The sequence below is a fragment of the Rhodopseudomonas sp. P2A-2r genome, assembly GCF_026015985.1.
Lineage (GTDB): Bacteria > Pseudomonadota > Alphaproteobacteria > Rhizobiales > Xanthobacteraceae > Tardiphaga.
This window is the reverse complement of record NZ_CP110389.1, coordinates 2208813-2219322: the sequence shown is the minus strand read 5'-3', so window position 1 is coordinate 2219322 and position 10510 is coordinate 2208813. Positions and strand designations below refer to the sequence as shown.

Here is a 10510-nt window from a genome sequence, read left to right as displayed (position 1 = left end):
CCGCGGTCCCCCAGTTTTTAGCCTCGTCCAATGTCAAAACATGAGGCCGCTCCTCCGTGGACAATAGGTCGCGGGTTGAGCTCGCCGTCAGCACCACGCGAGAGTCCACGTAGACTCCCCGGAGTTGTGGAATTTGATTTTTAACTATCCCTTTTATTTTTTTGCTTTCTCGTTCCCAAGGATAACTGGCGAGCGCTCTCGCTTGCCTGCATGGACCCACATATCTCCCTTAGCGGTGAGCGGCCCATTCCAGTCCTTTAGCTCCAAGAGTACGATTCGATCATCCATTACGACGAAAACGTCGATCTCGATTGGCGCGCTATTCTTGGGAAACGCATTAAGCGACGCGTAAACGAGCCAATTTATAGGAAATGCGTCAGCAAGCGCCTGAAGGCCTTTGACTTCGCGATGTTGGATGCCCGCGCTACTGAGATACTTAACTTTGCAGGCCATTCACCCTCCGAAAGTCTCAAAGCTTTTGTTGTTTGCGCCAAACCTCAGGTCGGTTCAAGCCGCGGCCATTCGAATGTACACAAGGTGGCCGTTGTGGCGCTGCGCAATGTTGCAACAGTGTTGCGGCCGGTCAAGCAACAACAGCCTCACTGGCGCACAATCGGCTATCAACCAAGAGCGTAGCGAAACGCAGCTTGCTTGTGAGATCACGTTTCGTGGCGTCAGATTGCGCTACCGCGCCAAAATTCTGAGACAACGTTGGTGGCATAATTGCTGCAGTCTGCACCTTCGGCACCGACGCCGCGCCTAGTCCGCAGGGCAATCCACTGCCCCTTTGCGGATATCGGCAATCTGGCCGATTGCCGTCGTTGCCGCCAGCGATTTTGCAGCGCAGCGCCCGGTAAGACAGATCCTAACGATCAGGCGGCACTGGCGTTGCCGCTGTCACAAATGACAAGCGAATCGACTTCTTCAATTTCCCCTCCCTGAAGGATAGCATGTGGTTGGTGAACTTCACGCTTCTCCCCGCACCGAGTGGCTGCGCGCCTTAGTCGATTGGCACAACGCGGCTGCTCGCCTTCCATACCCTAGGCACGGCGCACGAACCAAGGCACACCATTACTTGTAGTGCTTGTCTGGTCGGAGATCCCTGAATCGAGTACCGGGAATTGATGGGTTGAAATACTGATGGCCTTCTTACCCGCCGGAAAGGTGAAAAGACGGGCCTTCGATCTGCGACACACAGCGTCTAAGACGTTCATCAAGATCGACCGGGGCCCGACCTGGACCATCCGCCGATGAGACCTTAGCGGGTTTTGGGTGTTGACAGACACCCACATTGTCCGCGCATTGCGGACATATCGAAGTAGGTGATCCTCGGCTGTTGTGAGGGAACCCCGATAACACCGTGCTTGGCCGTTATGGACCTTCAAGAGCAAGTCACTCGCATCGAGCTTATGCAGGAAGAGACCCGCAAGTCCCTTGCTGAACAGCAGAAGGCGTCCCGCGATGCCGTCCCAAGTTGGCAGCTTGCCATCGGCGGAATGTCCGCCGGTGCCGCCCTGTTCGGCGCTGGCGCGGCCTTCTGAGATCGTTCGGGTCATGAGCCCCGAACGCTTCTCGAAATGCTTGGCCTCCCTGCGACCGCTGCGGGCCTTGCTCGTTGTGATCGCATAACAAAGCCGTCAGCCAAAGAGCGCCGCGAATAAGCCGAACGCGTGCGAACTCTCGCGCTCGATGACGGTGGAATCCGAGCGCGTTTCGCTGGCGGGATATGCAGCCGAGATCCACGAAGAGGCGCACGCAATCGAGGCCGAAGAGCACGGCGAACCGGGCGCTGACATCGAGCAATCGGCAGCTACCCGCGGCTGTAGATCATGGCGGGCACGGCTAACATATACAGGGCCAGTGCCGATAAGATTGCGCCGGGAAGCACACCGTGCGGGGGTTGAACCCCAGGCAGTAGGCGACGACGACCGCCGACCCCAAATAAACGCCGATACCAACCGCTTGAGCTTTAGCCATGCTGCCTACCTCCGGTGAGCCTTAAGCATGGCCCGGACTGCTGCATAGAGAAAGCTGTTATTTGTTATGCCACGATACATTTTGTTATGTCTCGTTGATACAATTCAAAAACAAAACGTCAAGGATGGCAAACTGAGCCATGGGCCTTCCCTAGGGTCCTTCTGCAATGTGCTGATTTTGTTGGATTATTTTGTGGGAACAGTAGAGCTTGCACGGACCGTCGAACAAACTGAACAACGTGGGTTATGTCGCGCGGTCGCGGGTGATTGGCTGCCCACGCGCCACCTCCCTGACGAGACCGATTAGAGCAAAGCTCGGCAGCTTTTCAGAGGTGATCTAGTCCCCTTCCAGAATAAAGCCAGTACGGGCCTCGATGACCTCAATCATGCGGTCGGACCAGGTGCAAATCGCCTCGCGTTGCTCTGTGCTAAAAACATCGCGTGAGAAGTAGTGTTAGCCGAGTCGTAGACGCCGTCGATCTGCCAAGCACTTAGGTGCACACAGCTGTCGTGGCCTCTCGTTGATTGTCTTGGCTTATTTCCGCGTTCATACAAAGAAAATGGATCTAACAAGACCCCTACGGCTGGCATACTGAATGCTGGACGAGGGCGATTCGAGATGGCCGAACTCAATTTAAAAGATGCGTTGGTCACCCTGCCTGCTTCCGTGTCTGGAATGGCCCTGGCTTGGGACGCTGGAACTTTTGATCCACTTGGGGTCGGCTCGTACAGCCTTTTTACGATCACTGAGCATCTTGGCTTTGCTCTGTCTGAAATTCCTCAAGCCTTGCTGATGATTTTCCTATTTTCCCTGATGGCTCTTCTTTATGTTTATACAGGAACAATTTCGATCTTCGCAGAAGCGGAGAGTGACGGCAAACGGACCGTTAAGTGGAAGCGTCTTTGGATAATTGGTTCGTTGATCGTCGCCGTCGTCATAGCCGGAGTGAGCACACGCACACGGGACATGTCGGGAATATTCCTCGGCGCGTTCATCATCGTCGGTGGAATGGTAGCGTGCGCCCCGCCGATGAACGTGAGCAGGAAGCCGGGGACGCTAATTTTCGCGTCTATTGTTGCAATGCTTCTATTCTCCTTTAGCCTCGGCGTTGATAGCACCTATAAAACATTAAAGGGTCAGCCCGTTTTAACGAAAGTCGAATTTGGGCCGATTTCGCGCGATATGGTAGTCTTCCGCACGGGAGAGAGAGGCATACTAGGGTCCGGACCCAATAGCCGGATTCCCCTGGCAGCCTGATCGTGATTCACTGCCTCATCGAGGAGGCGGTGAGATGGGTGATTTCTTTTGGTTTTCCGATGCGCAGTGGGCTCGAATTGAGCCGCTGCTTCCGACCGGCGTGCGCGGCAAGCCCCGGGTAGATGATCGTCGTGTGCTAAGCGGGATCGTCCATGCCCTGCGCTGTGGCGGCCGTTGGGCCGACTGCGCCGACGTCTATGGGCCAAAGAAGACGCTTTATAACCGGTTCGTCCGCTGGTCCGAACGCGGCATCTGGCAAGGCATTTTCAGTGAGCTGGCGGGAGCAGGCGATGCGCCGGACCGGCTGTTCATCGACAGCAGCTGCATCAAGGTTCACCGCTGCGCAGGCGGTGGAAAAGGGGGCCTTGGCTCATGGTATCGGCCGCACGAAAGGCGGACGAAACACCAAGCTCCATGCGGTCTGCGATGAAAAGGGGCGCCCCTGCGTCCTGCTCCTGACGCCCGGAAACGTTCACGATTGCAGGGTTGCGCAGCTCTGCATCGAGGCGATGCCACCGTCGGCCGAACTCGTCGCGGACAAGGGATACGACAGCCAGGCGCTGCGCGAGTGGTTGGTCGAGCGTGGCACCGAGCCCGTCATTCCCCCGCGCAAGAGCCGCAAGATCCAATACGATTACGACCGCGCCATCTACAAGCAGCGCAACGTCATCGAGCGTATGTTCTGCCGCTTCAAAGACTGGCGACGCATCGCCACCCGATTCGACCGCAACGTCCGAAACTTCATGAGTGCCATCAGCCTCGCCGCAGCCGTCATCTGGTGGCTGTAGTGAGTCCGGACCCTAGGATATGACCCAAGTACCCGCACCTTCACCTTCCAAAAGTGGGACGGCACCACAATACTAACGTGGAAAGCGCGCCACCCCTTATTAGAAAGCAATAGATAGTTCTACATACCGTTTGCATTGCGTTGAAAGTCCGACATGAACCGATTGTTAAGGGCATTCCCCTTGTCGATAGTGAAGACGCTAGGGATCGGCTTTTGAAAGTCGACCCAAACTGTTAGGGCGTGGCAAGCGCGGACTTTAGATTTTGGATTAGGGCGGCACAGTCGCTCGTCGGCGGAAAAGCAGTACTGCTCTCCAGCCTTTACCTGCTCAATCCTGACAATGCGTGGCACGACGCGTGCCATCGCCCGTAGGGTTTCCGGTCTCGCGCAAAATTCATGATCCGCCGGGTTTGTCCAACGTTTTTCGACATCTCCAAAAACAGGGGAGCTAGCGAAGCAAAAGGCCAGCACCAGAATAAGCCGCATCACATCTCCCTCAGTTCCTACCCGTACGGTCTTGCGATGGTGGCTCAGGATGGTGAAACTCGCTCCGATTGTCTACGCTCTTCCTCCCGAAGCGACTTGAAGCCGGTGATCCTGACGATGCCTCGCTCACTTCGAGCTTCACCATGGCGCTCTCGGCCAAACGAACATTGCGATTGAGATAATGCCGGTCGAGAATTTCCTGCACGGTCTTGAGCGAGTGGCAGGTGATCTGCACTATCCCTATTACTTCGCATGAAGGTACGCCGTCGGGTTGATGTTCTCTGCATTTCACTTCACTACCGCCACACGAGCTACTCGACTGGGCTCCCTTCAGCCGGCCCCTCCTCTCATTATTCGATCATGAAATATGATCGAATAGACGGCCCGCTTTATCGCCAGCCCCTCAATCGTCGCTCCCGCAATTTGACCATCCCCGCGAGGGTCGGTCCTCACACGCGACTGGTCTTTGCAGAAATGCGAAGGCAGGGGCGCACCTACGACGAGGTCCAAGAGTCGAGCGGCGTGCTGCGGGCAACGATGAAGGCCTGGCGCCGCAAGAATAAGCCGGGCCTCGAATCCCTCGAAGCTGTCCTCAATTCGCTTGGCTGGAATTTCACCCCGACGCCGTCCTTGGAGGTCTTGTCTCCCGACCTGGCAGGCGAACTGGACGCCGTGGCGACCAAGTTAGCGACCGGCCTGCCCGAGGTGTGGGCGGCGTTGATCGATATTGGCATGCAGCAACGCAATAAGCGTGCGCGTGATTCGGCCGGTGCTGGCTGAGCCGCCGCGTCCGGCGGCTTGCGCCACTAAGGGCTACCGGAATGGTCCTGTGGCCCGCCCCTGTTCTCCCCATAATGCGACTGCTTCCTCCCTTCAGGAAGCAATTCTCAACCGCCAAACGGATGGCGCAACCGCTACCCGAACGGGGCTCACAAGGTGTTCTGATGCAACGATCTCAACGATTTCTGTCACGCGTCCAAGCTGCCAAGGTGCTTGGACGCTGTCCCAAGACCCTCCGAAGCCTCCAGAACAGGGGCCTTGGACCGATCGTCATTATCGGTCGGTGATCGCCCCGCCTACCCTGTCGCCGACCTCCAGCGCTGGTTGTCGGATCACACGGTAGGAGGCGCATCATGAGCACCCTCCTTCTTGAAAACCTGAAGTCCGCAACGACCAACCTCGCCATTGCGCGGCAGTCTCTCGAGGACGCGAAGTTTTGCGCGCGCAACCGGATGGACAACAATCTCGCTTTCGCGACCTCAGTCGAACACACCGCATATCATGCCTGGCTCCGTGCTGGCGCCGCGCTGACCGACGCACAGTAGGGATTTTAGAAATGGTTTTTTTGCAAAAGTTTTTCGGCGGTAAGTCGGTCGCAACGTCGACGATGATCCTCAGCGCCATCGAGCGCAGCGAACTTGAAATCGCGGCCCTTAAGGTCAAGCTGGACGGAGAGATGGCTGATGTCGCCACGATGACCGACGCTCAGCACGTTGCGGCCGAAGCCGGGAACGCGGCAACCAAGCGTGCTATCGCGCGGCTCGACGGCGCCATTGCGCGTTTGAGCGATGAACTTCCGAAGGTGATCGCTTCCGAAGAAGCCGCCGCCAAGAAGGCCGGCGACGAAGCTCTTCGTCAGAGAGCGGAAGCGTTGCGCAAGGCGATCTCAAAGGACGTTGGAGCGCTGCTTACCGCCGTTGATGTGCATGCCAGCAAGCTCGGTGACTGCCTGGCCCGTCTTGGGCAGTATGCTGCCGAGACGAACGCCATCAACGCCGAATTGAGGCACAATCCGGTCGCTGCCCCCGTCGTTTCATACGATACGGTGCATCGCAAGCATCCCGATCAGGAGGCGTCCGAGCATCGGGAATTGCGCGACGTTTGGGTTCATCACGACGGGACCATGGAGCCGGCGAAAAGGGACAGCAATGGCGAGCTTATCCGCCCGCGCTGCACCTTCGATCGGGTCTTTGGCTATTATCCTGAGCCGAAGCTGGAACGCCGGGAGATCGTCGTTCGGCGCACGAGCCATCGGCCCGGTCGATACGAGGCGTCGCTGTCCGAGATCTTCCTTCCGCCGGGATTTGCTGGCGGCACCGCCCATTGGCCGCGCGAGTGAGGGGGCGAAACAGGCTTTAGTTCGGACGATTGGAATGGACAATTGCAGGATCGACGCCAATGAGACACGATAACGATAATATTCCGCTTGGCACGATTCTGACGACGGTCGAGGTAATGGCGCGGCTGCGCGTCTCTCGGAAGACGCTCTATATTTTGGTCTCGAAGCATCTCGCCAATGCCGCGCGCATCGGTCGTGAGTACCGCTTCGAGGAACGAGACATCATCACGATCTGGAATGGAATGCAGTCATGCGGCTCTACCTCTGGCAGCGAACGCCCGGTAAGGGCAACTTCATCATTCGGGGCACCGATGCCCAAGGCCGGGAAGTCTACGAATCTACAAAGACGGCTAACAAAAAAGCGGCGCATGGCCTCCTGACGAAGAAGGAAGGTGACCTCTTGACCGAGGTCGTCCACGGCAAGAAGGCCGTGGTGACCTTCGATCAGGCCGTGGAGTCTTACCTTGAGAACGGAGGGTCTCACCGCTTCCTTGGCACGTTCGACGAAGAGAAGCAGGAATGGTCCGGCCTCATGGCCCATCTAAATGGCGTTGTGCTGCGCAAGATCACCCAGAATGACATGAACGCCATCGGGAAGAAACTCTATCCCGGCGTCCGACCTGACACGCTCAACCGCCAGTTATGGACGCCCTTCATCGCGGTATGGCGTCACGCTGTCGCGATGGAATGGGCCGACCTCCGAATGTGGATACGGCCAAAGAATCCCAAGGGCACCAACGTCGTTAGCTTCGGGCCGAAGCGAGTCGGCTCCTACCCGGTCGCATACGATCTGGCGTGGCGCTTCATCCGCGACTGCTCGCCAGCCAATGCCGCGATCTTTACCATCCTGTTCTACACCGGCATGCGCCCAATCGAGTTGTTTGTCATGAACACGCCGCAGGTAAACGTGCCCGGCCGGTGGATCACCTTGCCGCAGTCTAAAATTGGCGAGGCGCGTGGCGTCCCGATCCATGAGGCCCTTGTTCCCCTGCTCACCGACATGGTCGAGAACCGGCCGGGGCGCTTGGTCCGCACATGGGAAAACGAACCCTTCACAGTTTATGACGATAACGGCGGGCAGATGAAGAAGGGGATCGCCGCCGCCCGGCTCCGCTCGCAGGTTTTCGACGTGGCGCCCTACACCGCCCGCCACACCGTCTCGACGCAGTTGGTCATGAACAACGTCCACAGTCACAAGAAGGATCAGATTCTAGGCCACGCCACAGACGACATGAGCCGCCATTATACGAACGTGCCGCAAACCCCATTGATCGAGGCCATCAACACGCTTCCGGTGATTCAGGAATGGCTCGACGCCGATTGGATGCGCGATCCCGTTAAGCTTGTGAGACGCCGAGCCCCGACACTGAAAAAGGCCCAGCGCGAGGCGGGCGAAGCCGCGTACCTGAAATGGCAGGAAGGCCGTGCAGCTTGACGTGCAATTGCCGTGTTCGCACATCCGACGACATTCCAACTCGTTGAAACTAAATGTGAAATAGAACAGACCCACGCCCTTCACACGGGAGAGGTCCAAGGTTCGATCCCTTGTGCGCCCACCATTGTTCCAGGAAATCAAAACACTTAGCGGCCTTACTCCCTCGGAGTGTACCCCGAAAAAGCTGGGGCACAGCAGGGGCACGCTCGTTTAGGAGGGTGCTAAAAGTTGCCTCCGCCACCGCCGTCCTGGCGCGATGGAGAAACAAGGCGTGCTGCTCGCGATCCGAGTCACCGCCTTTTCGCGCAGCACTGCCTAAGTGGCTCCGAGTGCGCGAAGCCGGCCACAGACAGGTTCAAAGCGGGGACATGCAGCCATCTCAAATTGCTATTTCAGGCTGTCGCTTAGCGTTGCCCCTCGTGTCATTCGGCCTGCAATATTGGGCTCTGACTCACTTTTGATGAAGTTCAAGAGTCGGCTCGCGTTGGTTTCACAAAGGAATCAACAAGATGCAGCGAGCCCTTCGTCCATCGGCGCTGGTCCCTCACGGGTTAGATGTCGAGAGCGCCATCTGCGACGGCGACACGACCGTGATTACCGTTCGCGCCAACAGCGACACGAGTCTCTGCCCCGGCTGTGGAGCAGGTTCGAGAAGAATCCATAGATGCCTACCGTTTCCTGCGCCAGGCTGAATCGGTTGTGCGTATACTTCTGGGGCTCATCCCAAGAATGTAACCGAAACATTCGTCTACGCTCGTCGATCGCAATCGCCTGGCGGAACGCCTTCACGCTGGGATTCTGCTGAGTATTCGCCAGCTTCTCTAGCAGTCTGCTGAAAAACCCTAGATTTGAGAGTTTTCTTGTCTCTCTGCGGTCGTTATCGAAGTGGGGAGCGGTGAGGGAGCGCGCTTATCGGCGGGGTGCCGGGGTTGTCCCCGAAGCCGGTGGCCTATGCTGCGAGCAGTTTGGGGATGCGGATCAGATTGTAGGCGATCAGGTTAAGGAGAAAGTCGGCGGCGACGCGACCGATGCCGCGATGCTTGGTCTTGCGCATGGTGCCGTGTTGTTTGCCCCAGCCGAAGATGCACTCGATCATCGCTCGGCGTGATTGCGACATGCCATAGCCGGGATGTCGTGTGGTGCGATCGTCGATGGCGCTGGTGCGGGTCTTGCCGGCTTTGGTGACGGCGTTGTTTTGCGTCACATGCGGCGTCACGTCGATGGCGCGAAGCTTGGCCACATGATCGGCGGTGTCGTAGGCCTTGTCCTCACCGGCCGTGATGCGGCGGCGGGCCGTCTTGCGCCGAGCCTTCAACATCGTCTCCGAAGCGCGGCGCTCGGCCGTGCCATTGGCGTGCGTAACCATGCCGGCGACTGCCAGGCCATGCCGGTTCTCCATGGTCGCGTGGCCCATATAGCAAAGCCTGGCCTCGCGCCCGGCCGCCTTGCGGTAGAGCCTGCTGTCGGGATCGCTGGTGCTGGCATGGGTGTCGTTCTTGCGCTTCTGGCCATGGAAATTGGCGCCGTTGTCATCGTCGCCACTGCCGTCCTTGGGACGAAAGCTCTTCTGCGAAGCCCAGGCTTCGATCAGCGTCCCGTCCACCGAAAAATGCTCGTTCGACAATAGCGGCCTGACCTGGGAATGGTTCAGGAGCCTGGCCATGAACTTCGCAAACACCTCGCCGTTCTGCAGCCTGTCGCGGTTCTTGGTGAAGGTGGTCGGGTCCCAGACCGGATCGTCCGGTGAAAGCCCTACGAACCAGCGATATAAAAGATTATAGTTCAGCTGCTCCATCAGCTGGCGTTCCGAGCGGATGCCGTAGAACACCTGCAGCAACAGCGCGCTCAGTAATTGTTCGGGAGGAATCGAAGGACGTCCCTCGCTGGCGTAAAGCTTCGCCAGGCTACGGCTCAACTCACCCAGCACATCCCGGACAAGCTCGCGGATCTTCCTCAGAGGGTGGTTCGTCGGCACCCGCTTGTCTGGTGAAATGTACGAAAACAACCCGCCCTGATCCACAAAATTGCCGCGCATGCTCGTCTCCACCGATTCGAGATGACAAAGTGAATCATCAAGAAAACCGCTTGGCGAGCTGGTTTTTCAGCAGACTGCTAGACTGAATGTATAAAATCTGTCCGGCCGCGGGACGATAACACTCGCAACCGTGTCCCAGACCCCCACAAACGTGATCGTGGCCCATCTCGTCGAAGCAATTCGAGCAAACTGAGATGCAACGTCGTCGCGGGTTAGCGGTCCCTCCGGCTTTCGTTCGGCACCGACATCTACAGCGACGCCTTGATTCAACGCAGAGGCCCGACTTTCGGCTGCCGCATTGAGTTCAGGGGCGCGGCCACTGTGCGGCGGCTTTGCGTGTGGAGGGCCACGAAGTCGCTACTGCGCGGTAGGCCGATACAAACGGCGCGCCAAATAACAGAAGCCGTCAGGAAC

Annotated in this window: 12 protein-coding genes and 2 pseudogenes; 9 read left to right on the top strand and 5 right to left on the bottom strand. The window is 57.9% G+C overall.

What is annotated here, in order from left to right:
• Positions 1-153: 153 nt before the first annotated feature.
• Entirely contained in the window at positions 154-453 is a 300-nt protein-coding gene (locus tag ONR75_RS10370; RefSeq protein WP_265082507.1) for a nuclease-related domain-containing protein, read from the bottom strand.
• 911 nt (positions 454-1364) lie between these two features.
• Between ONR75_RS10370 and ONR75_RS10365 the strand changes: the two genes are divergently transcribed.
• The 4 genes and pseudogenes from ONR75_RS10365 to ONR75_RS10350 all read left to right on the top strand — a co-directional run bounded on the left by ONR75_RS10365 (position 1365) and on the right by ONR75_RS10350 (position 4022).
• On the top strand, positions 1365-1541 hold the full coding sequence (locus ONR75_RS10365; RefSeq protein ID WP_265083936.1) for a hypothetical protein: 177 nt from the start codon (positions 1365-1367) through the stop codon (positions 1539-1541).
• A gap of 1054 nt (positions 1542-2595) precedes the next feature.
• Positions 2596-3234 carry a hypothetical protein gene (locus tag ONR75_RS10360; RefSeq protein ID WP_265082506.1) on the top strand — a complete coding sequence of 213 codons (639 nt, stop codon included), beginning with the start codon at positions 2596-2598 and terminating at the stop codon, positions 3232-3234.
• Between the two features lie 34 nt (positions 3235-3268).
• Positions 3269-3442 (top strand): annotated as a pseudogene (locus tag ONR75_RS10355) (transposase); the annotation flags it as partial.
• An 82-nt stretch (positions 3443-3524) separates the two neighbouring features.
• Positions 3525-4022: an IS5 family transposase gene (locus tag ONR75_RS10350; RefSeq protein WP_265082505.1), complete on the top strand. Its 498-nt coding sequence runs from the start codon at positions 3525-3527 to the stop codon at positions 4020-4022.
• 119 nt (positions 4023-4141) lie between these two features.
• Here the strand turns inward: ONR75_RS10350 and ONR75_RS10345 are convergent, their stop codons facing one another.
• Complete coding sequence (locus tag ONR75_RS10345; protein WP_265082504.1) at positions 4142-4507, bottom strand: hypothetical protein; 366 nt, start codon at positions 4505-4507, stop codon at positions 4142-4144.
• Positions 4508-4867: 360 nt separating this feature from the next.
• Here ONR75_RS10345 and ONR75_RS10340 point away from each other — a divergent pair, with 360 nt between their 5' ends.
• The 5 genes from ONR75_RS10340 to ONR75_RS10325 all read left to right on the top strand — a co-directional run bounded on the left by ONR75_RS10340 (position 4868) and on the right by ONR75_RS10325 (position 8061).
• Complete coding sequence (locus ONR75_RS10340; protein WP_265082503.1) at positions 4868-5287, top strand: hypothetical protein; 420 nt, start codon at positions 4868-4870, stop codon at positions 5285-5287.
• 353 nt (positions 5288-5640) lie between these two features.
• The gene (locus tag ONR75_RS10335) at positions 5641-5832 is read left to right on the top strand and encodes a hypothetical protein (RefSeq protein ID WP_265082502.1); all 192 of its coding nucleotides are present in this window, start codon (positions 5641-5643) and stop codon (positions 5830-5832) included.
• Between the two features lie 11 nt (positions 5833-5843).
• Positions 5844-6626: a hypothetical protein gene (locus tag ONR75_RS10330; RefSeq protein ID WP_265082501.1), complete on the top strand. Its 783-nt coding sequence runs from the start codon at positions 5844-5846 to the stop codon at positions 6624-6626.
• Between the two features lie 59 nt (positions 6627-6685).
• The gene (locus ONR75_RS32750; protein ID WP_413776456.1) at positions 6686-7006 is read left to right on the top strand and encodes a helix-turn-helix domain-containing protein; all 321 of its coding nucleotides are present in this window, start codon (positions 6686-6688) and stop codon (positions 7004-7006) included.
• Entirely contained in the window at positions 6922-8061 is a 1140-nt protein-coding gene (locus tag ONR75_RS10325; RefSeq protein WP_413776506.1) for a tyrosine-type recombinase/integrase, read from the top strand. The genes ONR75_RS32750 and ONR75_RS10325 overlap by 85 nt, the downstream gene beginning before the upstream one ends.
• A 594-nt stretch (positions 8062-8655) precedes the next feature.
• Here the strand turns inward: ONR75_RS10325 and ONR75_RS32745 are convergent.
• The 3 genes and pseudogenes from ONR75_RS32745 to ONR75_RS10310 form a co-directional block, all read right to left on the bottom strand.
• Positions 8656-8877, bottom strand: a complete 222-nt coding sequence (locus tag ONR75_RS32745; RefSeq protein ID WP_413776505.1) for a phospholipase effector Tle1 domain-containing protein — start codon at positions 8875-8877, stop codon at positions 8656-8658.
• A 133-nt stretch (positions 8878-9010) separates the two neighbouring features.
• Positions 9011-10096, bottom strand: coding sequence for an IS5 family transposase (locus tag ONR75_RS10315; RefSeq protein ID WP_265079700.1), 1086 nt, complete (start codon positions 10094-10096; stop codon positions 9011-9013).
• Positions 10097-10174: 78 nt separating this feature from the next.
• A pseudogene (locus ONR75_RS10310) lies at positions 10175-10315 on the bottom strand (DUF2235 domain-containing protein); the annotation flags it as partial.
• Positions 10316-10510: the final 195 nt, after the last annotated feature.

Coding starts and splice junctions, on each gene's coding strand:
- ONR75_RS10370 (WP_265082507.1), bottom strand. CDS start 453: ATGGCCTGCAAAGTTAAGTATCTCAGTAGCGCGGGCATCCAACATCGC.
- ONR75_RS10360 (WP_265082506.1), top strand. CDS start 2,596: ATGGCCGAACTCAATTTAAAAGATGCGTTGGTCACCCTGCCTGCTTCC.
- ONR75_RS10350 (WP_265082505.1), top strand. CDS start 3,525: ATGCGCCGGACCGGCTGTTCATCGACAGCAGCTGCATCAAGGTTCACC.
- ONR75_RS10345 (WP_265082504.1), bottom strand. CDS start 4,507: ATGCGGCTTATTCTGGTGCTGGCCTTTTGCTTCGCTAGCTCCCCTGTT.
- ONR75_RS10340 (WP_265082503.1), top strand. CDS start 4,868: ATGAAATATGATCGAATAGACGGCCCGCTTTATCGCCAGCCCCTCAAT.
- ONR75_RS10335 (WP_265082502.1), top strand. CDS start 5,641: ATGAGCACCCTCCTTCTTGAAAACCTGAAGTCCGCAACGACCAACCTC.
- ONR75_RS10330 (WP_265082501.1), top strand. CDS start 5,844: ATGGTTTTTTTGCAAAAGTTTTTCGGCGGTAAGTCGGTCGCAACGTCG.
- ONR75_RS32750 (WP_413776456.1), top strand. CDS start 6,686: ATGAGACACGATAACGATAATATTCCGCTTGGCACGATTCTGACGACG.
- ONR75_RS10315 (WP_265079700.1), bottom strand. CDS start 10,096: ATGCGCGGCAATTTTGTGGATCAGGGCGGGTTGTTTTCGTACATTTCA.